Consider the following 14,185-nt stretch of genomic DNA (forward strand, 5'->3'; position numbering starts at 1 on the left):
CACGCGGGGCCGGTGATTGTCGTTGTCTGGATGAGGTGAAACGGTGGTTCAGCGCCGTCGCAGGTAGCTTTCCAGCGGGTCCTTGCTCAGGCCTTCCTGGGCCTGGGCCAGCGAGGCGATGAACAGCGAGAACAGCTCGGCCTGGGTGGCGATATCGAGCTTGGCGTAGAGGTTCTTGCGGTGGGTCTTGACCGTGTCTTCGCTGATGCCCAGGCGCTCGGCCAGCGAACGCGTGGAATGGCCGCGCAGCAGGTACTGGGCAATATGGCACTCACGCTCGGTGAGCAAGGACGAGCCGAAGTTGTTCAGCGCGGCGTTGATCTGCCGCCCCAGCGCGCTTTCAAAGCGCCCGCCCAGGGCCTCGGCATCCAGCTGCCCCCAGTGGCGGCGCACCACCGCCACCACCCAGGCGGCGATGCACTTGAGCTCGGCCACCTGGCGACTGCCCAGGCGCCGGGTGCTGCCCAGGGCCACGGCGATGGTCAGCTGGGCGTCCAGCGGCACCAGGTAGTTGAGTTCGTCCTCCAGGTGGGCATGCTGGTAGAAGGAGGTGTAGTACTCGCTGCGCTTGAAATGATCGGGCGCGACATCGCTCAGGCGGTAGCAGCCGGCGGGCATGCCGTCCATGCAGGCGCGGTAGAACGGGCACAGCAGGTAGTAGCCTTCGAGGTACTTCTGCACATTGCCCTCGGGCAGCCAGGGCCCCTCGTCGTCCTTGGCGAACAGCGCCGACGGCAAGCCCTTGCGCGGGTACAGGAACACCGTGATGGCCTGGCACGGCGCCAGCTGGTTGAGGGCAGCGAACAACGCCTCGACGAAGCCGGGCGTGCCAATGGCGTCGACCACGCGGGCCATCTGCGCGTACCAGTCGGGCGAATTCAGCTGGGCGTTGCTCATTGTTGTTGTCCCCGCCAGGGTGAGTGCTGGGCGGGATTGTTTCATGGGGGGGACGGGGCGGCTATCACCCTTCGGGGTGAGGAGCCAGTCTCAATTGCTGCACGTCCCCCTGTAGGAGCGGCCTTGTGCCGCGAAAGGGCCGCAAGCGGCCCCGGCGACCTTCGCATCAGTATTGAAATCCTGGGGCCGCTTTGCGGCCCTTTCGCGGCACAAGGCCGCTCCTACAGGGGGCGTGGAGTTGCTACAGTGCTGCATCAGACTTGGAATGCGCATGGCGACAAAAATGCAGGGTAACCCTGCAGATTTGCCAATTGTGCAGGGTAATTTTGCATGACAGGATCGTTCGATCCGCCCGCGCATTCCAGGACTTCACTTGGAAAATCAATAACAAAGCAGGGAGACCGCGATGACCGCGCACGCTCAACCCTCGGCAACGGATCAGGTACTGGCCGAGGTCCGCAACCACATTGGCCACCTCACCCTTAATCGCCCCACCGGCCTCAACGCCCTGACCCTGGACATGGTACGCAGCCTGCAGCGCCACCTCGACCAATGGGCCCAGGATCCGCAGGTGCACGCCGTGATGCTGCGTGGCGAGGGCCCCAAGGGCTTCTGCGCCGGTGGCGATATCCGCTCGCTGCACGACAGCTACAAGGCCGGCGAGAAGCTGCACGAGGACTTCTTCGTCGAGGAATACGCCCTGGACCTGTGCATCCACCGCTACCGCAAGCCGGTGCTGGTGCTGATGGACGGCTTCACCCTCGGCGGCGGCATGGGCCTGGCCCAGGGCTGCGACCTGCGCATCGTCACCGAACGCAGCCGCCTGGGCATGCCCGAGGTGGGCATCGGTTACTTCCCGGATGTCGGCGGCAGCTACTTCCTGCCCCGGGTACCGGGCGAACTGGGTATCTACCTGGGCGTCAGCGGCAGCCAGGTCAAGGCTGCCGATGCCCTCTACTGCGGCCTGGCCGACTGGTACGTCGACAGTGAGCAGCTCGCGGCCCTGGATGACGGGCTCGACCGCCTGACCTTCGGCGCCAACCCGCTCAAGGACCTGCAAGGCTTGCTCGCCAAGCTGGGCACCCAGACCTTGGCGGACGCGCCGCTGGCGACACTGCGCCCGGTGATCGACCACTTCTTCGCCCTGCCCGACCTGCCGAGCATCATCGAGCAACTGCGCGCCGTGACCATCGGCGACAGCCGCCAATGGGCGCTGGACACCGCCGACCTGCTGGAAACCCGCTCGCCGTTGGCCATGGCGGTCACCCTGGAACTGCTGCGCCGTGGCCGCCACCTGGCCCTGGAAGACTGCTTCGCCATGGAACTGCACATCGACCGCCAGTGGTTCGCCCACGGCGACATCATCGAAGGCGTGCGCGCCCTGATCGTCGACAAGGACAAGCAACCCCGCTGGAACCCGCCGACCCTGGCCGGCCTCACTGCCCAGCGGGTCGACCAATTCTTCGAAGGCCTGTGAGCCCGGGAGTACACAGATGCAAGACCTGGAACTGAGCGAAGAGCAGATCATGATCCGCGACATGGCCCGCGATTTCGCCCGCGGCGAGATCGCGCCCCATGCCCAGGCCTGGGAAAAGGCCGGCTGGATCGACGATGACGTGGTGCGCAAGATGGGCGAACTGGGCCTGCTCGGCATGGTCGCCCCGGAGCAGTTCGGCGGCAGCTACACCGACTATGTCGCCTACGCCCTGGCGGTCGAGGAAATCTCCGCCGCCGATGGCGCCACCGGGGCGATGATGAGCATCCACAACTCGGTGGGCTGCGGCCCGCTGCTGGCCTACGGCACCCCCGAGCAGCAGCAGGCCTGGCTGCCGCAACTGGCCAGCGGCGAGGCGATCGGCTGCTTCTGCCTGACCGAGCCCCAGGCCGGCTCCGAGGCCCACAACCTGCGCACCCGCGCCGAGCTGGTCGATGGCCAGTGGGTCATCAACGGCGCCAAGCAGTTCGTCAGCAACGCCCGCCGCGCCAAGCTGGCCATCGTCTTCGCCGTGACCGACCCGGAGCTGGGCAAGAAAGGCCTCTCGGCCTTCCTGGTACCGACTGACAACCCAGGCTTCAAGGTCGACCGCAGCGAACACAAGATGGGCATTCGTGCCTCCGACACCTGCGCGGTGACCCTGGACGACTGCCGCATCCCGGCCGCCAACCTGCTGGGCGAACGCGGCAAGGGCCTGGCCATCGCCCTGTCCAACCTCGAAGGCGGGCGCATCGGCATCGCCGCCCAGGCCCTGGGCATTGCCCGCGCGGCGTTCGAGGCGGCGCTGACCTACTCCCGCGAGCGCATCCAGTTCGGCAAGCCGATCAACGAGCACCAGAGCATCGCCAACCTGCTGGCCGACATGCAGGTGCAGGTCAACGCTGCTCGCCTGCTGATCCTGCATGCCGCGCGCCTGCGCAGCGCCGGCAAGCCTTGCCTGTCGGAGGCCTCCCAGGCCAAGCTGTTCGCCTCGGAGATGGCCGAGCGGGTCTGCTCGATGGCAATCCAGGTGCATGGCGGGTACGGCTACCTGGAAGACTACCCGGTGGAGAAGTATTATCGCGATGCGCGCATTACCCAGATCTACGAGGGCTCCAGCGAGATCCAGCGCATGCTGATTGCGCGTGAGTTGAAGCACTATACGGTCTGAGGCAAGGCATCAGGTTATACGCGCCCCTCTGTAGGAGCGGCCTTGTGCCGCGAAAGGGCCGCAAAGCGGCCCCGGCAATCTTTGCATTTACGCTGAAATCCCGGGGCTGCTGCGCAGCCCTTTCGCGGCACAAGGCCGCTCCTACACGGGGCGTGCCCCTTTATGAGATTTATTCGTCTCATATGATACAATTGTGGATATTTCGTCGCCGAACCCCGACTCGAGGTCCCACATGCGTAGAACCCTCCAGGAAGAGCGCCTGCTCAAGGCCCTGGCCCAGGCCATTGTCGTCCACCCCCGCGCCACCCTCAAGGAGCTGGCGGAAACCGCCGGGGTCAGCAAGGCCACCCTGCACCGCTTCTGCGGCACCCGCGACAACCTGGTGAAACTGCTCGAGGACCATGGCGAGCAGGTGCTCAACCAGGTCATTCTTGAAGCCGACCTCGAGCGCGTCGAACCGCTGGCCGGCATCCGACACCTGATCGCCGAACACCTCAAGCATCGCGAACTGCTGATGTTCCTGATGTTCCAGTACCGCCCCGATACCTTGCTCAACGACGCCGAGGACCTGCGCTGGCAGGTCTATATCCAGGCCATGGATGCGTTCTTCCTGCGTGCCCAGCAGTTGGGCGTGCTACGCATCGACATCAGCGCGGCAGTGTTCACCGAGATATTCATGACCATGATCTACGGCATGGTCGATGCCGAGCACCGCGGTCGCGCCGCCAGCGCCAACACTGCGCAGACGGTCGAGCAATTGTTCCTCAACGGTGCCCGGCCACAGGGCTGACGACTATCGATCGGTGCCGCCAGCCAGCTCCTCGATGCTGATCTCGCGCATCCTGAACTTCTGCACCTTGCCGGTCACCGTCATCGGGAATGCGTCGACGAAGCGGAAATGACGCGGCACCTTGAAATGCGCGATGCGCGCCCGCGCCCAGTCGCGCAGCTCGTCCGCGCCCAACACCTGCCCCGGATGCAGGCGGACCCAGGCGACGATCTCCTCGCCATAGCGACTGCAGGGGATGCCGATCACCTGCACATCGGCCACCGCCGGGTGGGTGAAGAAGAACTCCTCCAGCTCCCGCGGGTAGATGTTCTCGCCGCCGCGGATGATCATGTCCTTGCTGCGGCCGACGATGCGCACATAGCCTTCGTCGTCCATCACCGCCAGGTCGCCGGTGTGCATCCAGCCATCGGCATCGACGCTCTCGGCGGTGGCCTTGGGGTTGTTCCAGTAGCCGAGCATCACGCTGTAGCCACGGGTGCACAGCTCGCCGATCTCGCCGCATGCCAGGGTGCAGCCTGCGCTGTCGATCACCTTGCTCTCCAGCCACGGCTGGGTACGACCGACGCTGGTCACCCGGCGCTCCAGGTCGTCGGCGGCGCCGGTCTGCAACGACACCGGGCTGGTCTCGGTCATGCCGTAGGCGATCTGCACCTCGCTCATGTGCATCTCGTCGATCACCCGGCGCATCACCTCGATCGGGCAAGTGGCGCCGGCCATGATGCCGGTGCGCAGGCTGCCCAGGTCGAACTCGTGGCGGCGCGGGTGGTCGAGCTCGGCGATGAACATGGTCGGCACGCCGTACAGCGCGGTGGCGCGCTCCTCGGCCACGGCCTGCAGGGTCAGCAGTGGATCGAAGGCATCGTTGGGGTAGATCAGGGTGCTGCCGTGGGTCATGCAGCCGAGGTTGGCCATGACCATGCCGAAGCAGTGGTACAGCGGCACCGGCACCACCAGCCGGTCGTGCTCGGTCAGCCCGAGGCTTTCACCGACCATGTAGCCGTTGTTGAGGATGTTGTGGTGGCTGAGGGTCGCGCCCTTGGGGAAACCGGTGGTGCCGGAGGTGTACTGGATATTGATCGGCTCGTGCCGGTGCAGGCTGGCCTGGCGTGCGGTCAGTTGCCCGGCGTCGGTTTCGCCGGCGCGGGCCTGCAACGCCGGCCAGGCCAGGAAGCCGCTGGGTGGCGTATCGGCCAGGCTGACGACCCCGCGCAGTTCGGGCAGCCGGGTGCTTTGCAGCTCGCCCGGTCGGCAGGCACCGAGCTCGGGCACCAGGTCCAGCAGCATGGCGTGGTAATCGGAGGTCTTGAAGGCGTCGGCGCAGATCACCCATTGGCAGGCTGACTGGCCCAGGGCGTACTCCAGCTCGCTGGTGCGGTAGGCCGGGTTGATGTTGACCAGGATCGCGCCGATCTTGGCGCTGGCGAACTGGGTGATGCACCACTCGGCACAGTTGGGTGCCCAGATGCCCAGGCGATCACCGGCCTGCAGGCCCAGGGCCATCAGGGCGCGGGCGTGCAGGTCGACAGCGTCTGCCAGTTGCCGCCAGGTGTAGCGCAGGTGCTGATGGCGGACCACCAGGGCTTCGCGGTCGGGGAAGCGGGCGGCGGTGACGTCGAAAGCGTCACCGATGCAGTGGGTGAGCAAGGGAGTGGCTTTTGAGCCTTGGGTATGGCTGGGCTGGGGCATAGGGGCTCTCTTGTTGTGCGATCCCTGTAGGAGCGGCCTTGTGCCGCGAAAAGGCTGCAAAGCAGCCCCAATCTCGCTGTGACGCTGAAATCGCCGGGGGCGCTGCGCGCCCCTTTCGCGGCACAAGGCCGCTCCTACACGGGGATGTATATTTCCCGGTCCTCTAGCGAACGAACACCTGCGGCGTGGTGGTCGACATGTCGCCACCGGGCAGCTTGATGTTCTTCACCTTCTCCAGCGTGTTCGGGTCGAACACCGCCAGGTCGTTGAAGGTGCCGCCCAGATAGAGCTTGTCGCCGGCCTTGTCGAAGGTCACGCAGTAGTAGGTATGGTCGAGGTTGGCGGCCTTGACCAGTTTCTTCTGCTGGATGTCATAGCGGGCCAGGCGGTTGAGCACGCCGTACATCTGGTTCGGATCCTTGGGCGAGCGCAGGCCGGTGAAGTACAGCTCGGTCAGTTCGGCGAACTCCTGGGTGTGGGCCTTGCCGGTCTTCAGGTCGATGCTCAGGTAGCCGTACAGCGGCTCGGCGGTGGCCGGGTCCTGCTTGGCATCCTTGAACTTCGCAATGGTGTAGAGCATCGAGAACTCATGCAACGAACTCTGGTGCGGCCAGAAGTACAGCACGTCCGGCGCGCTGTAGCCCGGACGGTTCCAGCTGCGCAGTGGCAGCGCGATGCTGTACTTGCCGGTCTTGACGTCGAGCTTGTAGATGTCCGGCCCGGCCACGTACAGGCTGCCGTCGTCGGCGGCGCGCATCAGGTAGACCTGGCGCGGCATCGGGAAGCTGCGCACGGGCTTGGCGTCGAGGCCATCGCTGGTGCGAAACACCTCCAGGCGCGGCGGCTTGACCACGTAGTGGTCGTTCAGGAGCTGGCTCGGGTTGACCGTGGCGTAGACCTCCTTGCCGTCGGGGCTGATGGCGAAGGAGTACATGGCCTTGCCGACCTCGCCCGGCACGCTGGAGAGGTTGGCGTGGAAAGTGGTCTTGCAGCTGTCCAGATCGATGCCGTAGATATCGGCGAAATGGTTGTTCAGCACGTAGGCGGTGCGGTTATCCGGCGCCATCATCGCCGTGCCGGGGCCGAACGAATCGGGCATGCGGCAGGTCTTGTACAGGGTGTCGCTGGCCACCTCGACCACATGCAGGTTGTTCGGGTAGTTGGTGGCGATCAGGTATTCATGGCCGGCCTTCAAGGCCGGGCCTGCATCATCTGCCTGGGCCGCCCAGGCGCAGGCCGTGGCGGCAATGGTGAGCGCGAGCTGCGCGCAGAATCCAGCTTTCATGCGGTTTCCCCTTGTCGTTCTATTTGTCTTTCGGGAATACGGTGCCGAGGTTGCGCCAGTCTTCGGCGGAGTTGGTCGCCTGGGCGTTCCAGTCCTGGTAGGTGCTCATCATGTCCGGCACCTGGGCCGGCCACCAGCAAGGGTCGGAGCAGCCGTAGAGGTCGGCCTCCATCGGCTGGCACAGCGAGCTGACGCCGCCGAAGGCGTCCACTTCCCAGCCCGGATCGGTGGTGGCGGTGCAGCCGGCCACGGCGCTCATGGCCAGCACTTCGTCGACGCGGTCTTCGGCGGCGGCCTGTTCAAGGATGCGCGCCTTGTTGTTCAGCGGTTTGAGGTGCTTCATGTCAATGCGCCTTCCTGGGAGTGATGTAGCGATCGATGAAGGCCGGGTTGGCGGCCATGATGCGGCTGTAGACCTCGATGCCGAAGTCGACCCAGTCGCGCATCAGCTCGCAGTAGTGGTAGGTCGGGTGCTGCGGATCGCCATAGCGGGCGTAGCTCTCGTGGTAGCAACCACCGGAGCACAGGTTGCGGATGCGGCAGCTGTCGCAGCCGGTGCCGCTGCGGTCCAGGCGTTGCGAGAGAAAATCATTGAGCTGCGCCTGTTTCACGCCCTGGTGCACGTTGCCGAAGGTCGGCAGGCTGGAGCCGGTAAAACGGTGGCACAGGTTCAGCTCGCCCTCGTGGTCGACCGCCAGCATCTTCAGCCCCGCCCCGCACGGCAGGGCCTTCTTGTGGCCCTCGTGGATATCGGTGATCAGCTGGTGCAAGTTGGAGAAACCGATGTTGCGATGCTCCAGCGCCGCCTCCAGGTAACGCCGGCCCAGGGCCTTCATGTTGGCGAACACCTGCACCAGCTCGTCGCCGGTGAGGTTGAAGTCGGCCATGTCGCCGGAGGTCACCGGGGCGAAACCGACCTCGGCGAAACCCAGTTCGTTGAACAGGTGGTTCCAGATGGTCTCGATGTCGGTGATGCCACGGGTCAGGGTGACCCGCGCGCCCACTTGCCGGCTGCGGTAGCGCGACAGCAGCATGTCGGCCTTGCGCCGCACCACGTCGTAGGTGCCCTGCCCGCCCACGGTGATGCGGTTGCGGTCGTGCACGGTCTTGGGCCCGTCGATGCTGACCGACAAACCGAAGCGATGAGCGTCGAGCCAGTCGACGACTTCCTCGGTCAGCAAGGTGGCGTTGGTGGTCATGATGAACTCGACCTGCTTGCCCGCCTCGGCGAAACGCCGCTCGCAGTAAGCCACCATGTGCTCGATCAGCGCCCGGTTGGACAGCGGCTCGCCACCGAAGAACACCACGCTGTAGCGCTGCTCGTCGGGTGACTCCTTGAGCAGCATCTCCACCGAGGCCTCGGCGGTGGCCGTGTTCATCTTGCGCCCGGCCGAAGGCTTGTCGAGGTCTTCCTTGTAGCAGTAGGTGCAGCTCAGGTTGCAGCCGGTGTTGACGTTGAGCACCACGGTGTTCAGCGCCGTGCGCTCGACCTGTTTCAGGGCGATCTCCGGGGTCAGCGGCGAGCCGTCGCTGACCACTTCCAGGGCGATCAGCTCGCGCAGGGTTTCCTCGATGTCCTGTCCGGAAAACTGCTGGCCGAGGCGTTGCATCAGCTCCTCGGCGGAGCAGCCCTGGCGGCGCAGGGCGTCGATGATGCCGCCGGTCACCGCGTCGGCGGCGAACAGCGAACTGCTGGGGATATGGAACAGCATGCGGTCGGCATCCACCTGCACTTCGTGCAGGTTGCGTTCGACCAGGTTCAGTAGTGCGCCCATGGCGACCTCCCGGGATTCGATGCGTCAGGTTGATGCCTATGGCAGTGGCGGATTGTTCCAGCGTTGCACGGTGACGATCATGTGACCCTCGCCCTGCTGGCCGCCGTCGGCGAGGGTGGCGATCACCTTCAGGTTGCCGGCGTTGTTGGTCATCATCTTGCGCGCCGGGTTGGGCCCTGCCCCGCCCGGCACGAACACGCCGTCGGCCTGCATCTGCCCGGCGAACTTGACGTCTTCGTCCTCGACCGCCCGTTCGTTGAACGGTTCGACTTTCCAGGTGGCCGGCAGATAGCCGATGCGCAGCGGCTGGCCGCTGGCGTCCTTGCCCCAGGCCTCGGCCTCGAAGCGGCCCTGGACCTTGGGCACCGAGGCGCCGTTCTCGCCGATGCGGGCAATGGAGAATGCCGGCACCACCTTGACCTCCTCGACCTTGTCGTACACCGCCAGTTGCACGCCCTTGAGCGCGCCCACCGCGACCTCGCGCTGGCCAGCGGCGGCGTCCCTGGCGGCACGTGCCTTGACCCGGATCAGCGTCGGCGTCGACTCAAGCACCTCGGTCACCTCGACGCCCGCGCCCAGGTCGGGCTTGCCGGACAGGTCGCTGCCCACCAGGCTGATCTCGCTGTCGCCGCCGGCCTTGATGAACGCCGGCTGCACCGCCAGCAGACGGCCCTGGCCGGCCTTGGCGGCGCTGAAGTCCAGGCCGCGCTCGTCATGCTCGGCCTCGAACATGCGGCCCTTCATCTGGCCTTCGATGGCGGCGAACACCTGGCGCAGGTTGGCTTCGCCGACCTTGACGTTGCCGCGCCACTCATAGCCGTTGTAGAGGATCGCCGAGCCGCTGCCGTTGAACGGCGTGCCATCGGCATAGGCGCCCTTGAGTTCGACCTTGAAGGTGTCGCCCTGCTCGGCGCTGACCGTCATCACCCCGCGCACGTCGCCCTTGGCCAGCATGTGGCCGCTGAACGCCCATTGCCCGGCCAGGACCTTGGACTCGGGCCGCGCCTTGAGCCACTCGGCCCAGGCCGGATTGTCGAGGGGGAAGCGCTTGGCCAGGTCCGGCACCATCTGCTTGAGGGCGATGTCCAGCCAGTCGCGGTCGCGGGCCTGGGCCTGGTACTCGAGGGACGGCCACTGGCCGAGGTGGAAGTTGACCAGGTGTTCCCATTCCTTGGCCGGACGCCGCTGCAGGGCGACCCGGGCACCGGAGTGGCAGCGCCCGCACATCTGGCTGAGCTGATCGTCGAAGTGCTCGACGGTGTTCAGCCGCCGCTCCATGGCGTAGCGCACGCCCTCGGTCTCGCTGGGCGCCAGGCCCTGCTTGTCGGCCAGGTACTTGACCAGGGTGCGGCGGTCGTCGTCGCTGATCGAAAGGCCATGCATCACCTGCATGCGGGCGATGCTCATCAGCCAGCCTTCCGGGGTCTTGCGCTGGTGGCTGATGCGGCTGTAGCTGTCGTTGCCTTCGGGGATATGGCAACCCATGCACTTGTTCTGCAACAGGCTCGGGCCCTGCTCGGCCGCCATGGCCTGGGCGGCCAGCAGTGCGGTGGCGACCAGCGCCAGTGTGCCCGCCTGCCGCCGGAGTCGAGTCGTCTTCAAGGTCAGACCTCCACGGTGTTGTTCTTATCGTTATTCGCACGCTTGGGTACAGCGGTGTGCATGTGACAGTTGCGATACAGGAAGTGTGCCAGTTGCAGCAAAAATGTTTTGGATCAGTGAGTTACCTTGGTTTTGCGGGTAGGGGCCAGCGTTTGGGATTGTAGGTGAACGTCCCATTTCGCGACTGGGTGTTTCACCTTGAGACAGTTGCCGGGGCTGCTTCGCAGCCCTTTCGCGGCACAAGGCCGCTCCTACACAGGAGACCGCGATCCCCTGTAGGAGCGGCCTTGTGCCGCGAAAGGGCCGCACAGCGGCCCCAGCACCCGTGAATGTGTGTCACACGACGTCTCACCCGATCTCAATATGCAACAGATCAACCCTGATTCTATTCACTCCCAATCCGGCAAAAGCCACCACTAGCTGGGCCTACCCGCCATCCGAGTCCTTTGGCACGCCCATTGCCCCAGCCCTGGTCACAACCATGACAAGAGGCACCGCCCCCATGCATTCCGAACTGCCGATCCTCCCCGCCACACGCGACTTCCTCGCACGCAAGCTCAGGATGCGCATCGGCGCCGACTGGCAGGACGCCGCCAGCGGTCGCACCATGACCTTGCGCAACCCGGCCACCGGCGAGGTCCTCGGCGAGGTGCCCGCGGCCGAGGCCCAGGACGTGGACCGCGCCGTGCAGGCCGCGCGCCAGGCCTTCGACAACTCGGCCTGGAGCCGCACACGCCCGCGTGAACGGCAGAACCTGCTGTGGCGCCTGGCCGACCTGATGCAGCGCGATGCCCGGGAGCTGGCCGAGCTGGAATGCCTGAACAACGGCAAGAGCGCCGCCGTGGCCCAGGTGATGGACGTGCAACTGGCCATCGATTTTTTGCGCTACATGGCCGGTTGGGCCACCAAGCTCGAAGGCAGCACGGTCGAGCCCTCGCTGCCGCTGATGCCCGACGATGAGTTCCACGGCTTCATCCGCCGCGAAGCGGTCGGCGTGGTCGGTGCCATCGTCGCCTGGAACTTCCCGCTGCTGCTGGCCTGCTGGAAGCTCGGTCCGGCCCTGGCCACCGGCTGCACCGTGGTCCTCAAGCCTGCCGACGAAACCCCGCTGACCGCGCTGAAGCTCGCCGAACTGGTGAGCGAGGCCGGCTACCCGGATGGCGTGTTCAATGTGATCACCGGCACCGGGCTGAACGCCGGCGCCGCCCTGAGCCGCCACCCGGGCGTGGACAAGCTGACCTTCACCGGCTCCACCGAGGTCGGCAAGCTAATCGGCAAGGCCGCCATGGACAACATGACCCGCGTCACCCTGGAGCTGGGCGGCAAGTCGCCGACCATCGTCCTGCCCGACGCCAACCTGCAGGAAGCCGCCGCCGGCGCCGCCACCGCGATCTTCTTCAACCAGGGCCAGGTATGCTGCGCCGGTTCCCGGCTGTACGTGCACCGCAAGCACTTCGACAACGTGGTGGCCGATATCGCCGGCATCGCCAACGCCATGAAGCTGGGCAACGGCCTGGACCCGACCGTGCAGATGGGGCCGCTGATCTCGGCCAAGCAGCAGGACCGGGTCACCGGCTACATCGACCTGGGCCGCGAGCTGGGCGCGACCATCGCCTGCGGCGGCGAAGGCTTCGGCCCGGGCTACTTCGTCAAGCCGACGGTGATCGTCGATGTCGACCAGCGCCACCGCCTGGTGCAGGAGGAGATCTTCGGCCCGGTGCTGGTGGCCATGCCGTTCGACGACCTCGACGAGGTGGTGCGCATGGCCAACGACAACCCCTACGGGCTGGGCGCGAGCATCTGGTCCAACGACCTCGCCGCGGTGCACCGGATGATCCCGCGGATCAAGTCCGGGTCGGTGTGGGTGAACTGCCACAGCGCACTGGACCCGGCGCTGCCGTTTGGCGGCTACAAGCTCTCCGGCGTCGGCCGCGAGATGGGCGCGGCGGCGATCGAGCACTACACCGAGCTGAAGTCGGTGTTGATCAGGCTCTGAGTCTTCCTGCACTGGCCTCTTCGCGGGTAAACCCGCTCCCACAGGATTCGCTCGATCCCTGTGGGAGCGGGTTTACCCGCGAAGAGGCCGGAACAGCCCCTACAGAACACACAATAAAAACATGGAGCACACCATGACGCACAAGCTCGCCTGCACATTGGCCCTGCTGCTGGCCTCTCCCCTCACCCAGGCCCATGAACTCTACAACAACGCCGGCACCACCCTGGACGCCAACCTCGAAGCCCTGTTCGGCGTCTTCCACAGCGACGAAAGCTTCGACCAGTTCGGCAACCGCCAGCCCGGCAGCAGCAACTGGCGCGAGGGCTACGTCAAGTACGGCCTGAGCTCCAGCCAGGCCCTGGCCGACAGCGGCACGCTGTACGGCGCCTTCAGCCTGCTCAGCTCGGCCACCTGGGGCGATGGTGACGCCGCCGGTTTCACCCTCGGCAACGAGCGTCGCACCGGCATCGAGGACGCCTACCTCGGCTGGCGCTCGGGCAACCTGTTCCCGGCCCTCGGTGAGGATGGCATCGATGTCTCTGGGGGCCGTCAGGTCATCACCCTCGGCGACGGCTTCCTGATCCAAGGCGACCCGGTCAATGCCGGCAATGTCGACCTGGGCGCCGATTTCGACCGCGGCGGCGCCTACTACCTGGCGGCGCGCAAGGCCTTCGACCGCACCGCCGTGTTGCGCCTGGGCGGCAAGCAAGGCTGGCGTGGCGACCTGATGTGGCTCAAATCAGACAACCCGTTCCAGGCCGACACCGCCATGGCGGTGGCCAACCTCGAACATGTCAGCGATGCGGGCACCGTGGGCCTGAGCTGGATCCACGGCCTGGATGTCGACCGCCGCTACGCCGAGATCCTCGGCCTGGAACACCGCGACGGCATGGACACGGTGAGCCTGCGCGGGCGTGGCAACCTGGGGGTGAAAGACCTCGAGCTGGCCGCCGAATACGTCACCCAGGACCGCACTGGCGGACGCGAAAACGCCTGGTACCTGGAGGGCAACTGGACGTTCTCCGAGCTGCCCTGGGCGCCCACCGCCACCTACCGCTACAGCCGCTTCTCGGAGCATTTCGACCCGCTTTTCTATGGCCTGAGCCGAGGCTACGGCACCTGGTTCCAGGGCGAGGTGGCGGCCAACTACGCCGGGCCCTTCAACAGCAACACCCAGGTTCACCATGTGGCGCTCAAGGCCACGCCGCGGGAGGGCCTGACCGTGGGGGCGCTGTACTTCGACTTCGACACGCTCAAGACCGACCAGGGCAACCTGGGTGGGCGCGAGGTGGACCTGTATGTGGAGTGGATGGTCAACGAGCACTGGCTGATCAGCCCGCTGGTGGGGTTCTATACCCCGCAGCGCAGTGCGCAGGATGGCGGCGTGCAGTTGGGTGGCCGGGATAGGGGGACCTATCTGCAACTGGTGGTCGGGACCTTCTTCTGATTCCAGATTATGGGGCCGCTGCGCGGCCCTTTTCGCGGCACAAGGCCGCTCCTACACAGGAG

The 14,185-nt window shown here is 65.9% G+C and carries 11 protein-coding genes; 5 read left to right on the forward strand and 6 right to left on the reverse strand.

Annotated features, from left to right (window positions below; all coding sequences use genetic code 11):
* Positions 1-48: 48 nt before the first annotated feature.
* A complete protein-coding gene (locus NMG10_RS14105; RefSeq protein WP_254464570.1) occupies positions 49-897 on the reverse strand; it encodes a LuxR family transcriptional regulator in 849 nt (282 codons plus the stop codon).
* A gap of 406 nt (positions 898-1,303) precedes the next feature.
* Between NMG10_RS14105 and NMG10_RS14110 the strand changes: the two genes are divergently transcribed.
* The 3 genes from NMG10_RS14110 to NMG10_RS14120 all read left to right on the forward strand — a co-directional run bounded on the left by NMG10_RS14110 (position 1,304) and on the right by NMG10_RS14120 (position 4,332).
* The gene (locus tag NMG10_RS14110; RefSeq protein ID WP_254464571.1) at positions 1,304-2,374 is read left to right on the forward strand and encodes an enoyl-CoA hydratase/isomerase family protein; all 1,071 of its coding nucleotides are present in this window, start codon (positions 1,304-1,306) and stop codon (positions 2,372-2,374) included.
* A gap of 16 nt (positions 2,375-2,390) precedes the next feature.
* Entirely contained in the window at positions 2,391-3,542 is a 1,152-nt protein-coding gene (locus tag NMG10_RS14115; protein ID WP_062363361.1) for an acyl-CoA dehydrogenase family protein, read from the forward strand.
* A gap of 232 nt (positions 3,543-3,774) precedes the next feature.
* A complete protein-coding gene (locus NMG10_RS14120) occupies positions 3,775-4,332 on the forward strand; it encodes a TetR/AcrR family transcriptional regulator (protein ID WP_203652546.1) in 558 nt (185 codons plus the stop codon).
* A gap of 3 nt (positions 4,333-4,335) precedes the next feature.
* On the opposite strand, the gene NMG10_RS14125 is transcribed toward NMG10_RS14120, so the two are convergent.
* The 5 genes from NMG10_RS14125 to peaA all read right to left on the reverse strand — a co-directional run bounded on the left by NMG10_RS14125 (position 4,336) and on the right by peaA (position 10,680).
* Positions 4,336-6,018: an AMP-binding protein gene (locus NMG10_RS14125; protein ID WP_254464572.1), complete on the reverse strand. Its 1,683-nt coding sequence runs from the start codon at positions 6,016-6,018 to the stop codon at positions 4,336-4,338.
* A gap of 163 nt (positions 6,019-6,181) precedes the next feature.
* Positions 6,182-7,303 carry a quinohemoprotein amine dehydrogenase subunit beta gene (gene peaD, locus NMG10_RS14130; RefSeq protein WP_254464573.1) on the reverse strand — a complete coding sequence of 374 codons (1,122 nt, stop codon included), beginning with the start codon at positions 7,301-7,303 and terminating at the stop codon, positions 6,182-6,184.
* Between the two features lie 19 nt (positions 7,304-7,322).
* A complete protein-coding gene (qhpC, locus tag NMG10_RS14135; RefSeq protein WP_050705338.1) occupies positions 7,323-7,646 on the reverse strand; it encodes a quinohemoprotein amine dehydrogenase subunit gamma in 324 nt (107 codons plus the stop codon).
* Position 7,647: 1 nt separating this feature from the next.
* A complete protein-coding gene (gene peaB, locus NMG10_RS14140) occupies positions 7,648-9,078 on the reverse strand; it encodes a quinohemoprotein amine dehydrogenase maturation protein (RefSeq protein WP_254464574.1) in 1,431 nt (476 codons plus the stop codon).
* A 36-nt stretch (positions 9,079-9,114) separates the two neighbouring features.
* Positions 9,115-10,680 (reverse strand): quinohemoprotein amine dehydrogenase subunit alpha, encoded by a 1,566-nt coding sequence (gene peaA / locus NMG10_RS14145; protein ID WP_203652542.1) that lies wholly within the window; start codon positions 10,678-10,680, stop codon positions 9,115-9,117.
* 502 nt (positions 10,681-11,182) lie between these two features.
* Between peaA and NMG10_RS14150 the strand changes: the two genes are divergently transcribed.
* Together NMG10_RS14150 and NMG10_RS14155 are read left to right on the forward strand one after the other, a co-directional pair.
* Positions 11,183-12,676: an aldehyde dehydrogenase gene (locus tag NMG10_RS14150; protein WP_203652541.1), complete on the forward strand. Its 1,494-nt coding sequence runs from the start codon at positions 11,183-11,185 to the stop codon at positions 12,674-12,676.
* A 133-nt stretch (positions 12,677-12,809) separates the two neighbouring features.
* The gene (locus NMG10_RS14155; RefSeq protein ID WP_254464575.1) at positions 12,810-14,123 is read left to right on the forward strand and encodes an alginate export family protein; all 1,314 of its coding nucleotides are present in this window, start codon (positions 12,810-12,812) and stop codon (positions 14,121-14,123) included.
* Positions 14,124-14,185: the final 62 nt, after the last annotated feature.

Origin of the sequence: Pseudomonas sp. DVZ6 (assembly GCF_024259445.1) — a bacterium.
GTDB lineage: Bacteria > Pseudomonadota > Gammaproteobacteria > Pseudomonadales > Pseudomonadaceae > Aquipseudomonas > Aquipseudomonas peradeniyensis.

Bases quoted from the DNA above. Each gene is read 5' to 3' on its own strand.
- NMG10_RS14120 (WP_203652546.1), top strand. From the start codon at position 3,775: ATGCGTAGAACCCTCCAGGAAGAGCGCCTGCTCAAGGCCCTGGCCCAG.
- NMG10_RS14155 (WP_254464575.1), top strand. From the start codon at position 12,810: ATGACGCACAAGCTCGCCTGCACATTGGCCCTGCTGCTGGCCTCTCCC.
- NMG10_RS14115 (WP_062363361.1), top strand. From the start codon at position 2,391: ATGCAAGACCTGGAACTGAGCGAAGAGCAGATCATGATCCGCGACATG.
- NMG10_RS14125 (WP_254464572.1), bottom strand. From the start codon at position 6,018: ATGCCCCAGCCCAGCCATACCCAAGGCTCAAAAGCCACTCCCTTGCTC.
- NMG10_RS14150 (WP_203652541.1), top strand. From the start codon at position 11,183: ATGCATTCCGAACTGCCGATCCTCCCCGCCACACGCGACTTCCTCGCA.
- NMG10_RS14110 (WP_254464571.1), top strand. From the start codon at position 1,304: ATGACCGCGCACGCTCAACCCTCGGCAACGGATCAGGTACTGGCCGAG.
- peaD (WP_254464573.1), bottom strand. From the start codon at position 7,303: ATGAAAGCTGGATTCTGCGCGCAGCTCGCGCTCACCATTGCCGCCACG.
- peaB (WP_254464574.1), bottom strand. From the start codon at position 9,078: ATGGGCGCACTACTGAACCTGGTCGAACGCAACCTGCACGAAGTGCAG.
- NMG10_RS14105 (WP_254464570.1), bottom strand. From the start codon at position 897: ATGAGCAACGCCCAGCTGAATTCGCCCGACTGGTACGCGCAGATGGCC.
- qhpC (WP_050705338.1), bottom strand. From the start codon at position 7,646: ATGAAGCACCTCAAACCGCTGAACAACAAGGCGCGCATCCTTGAACAG.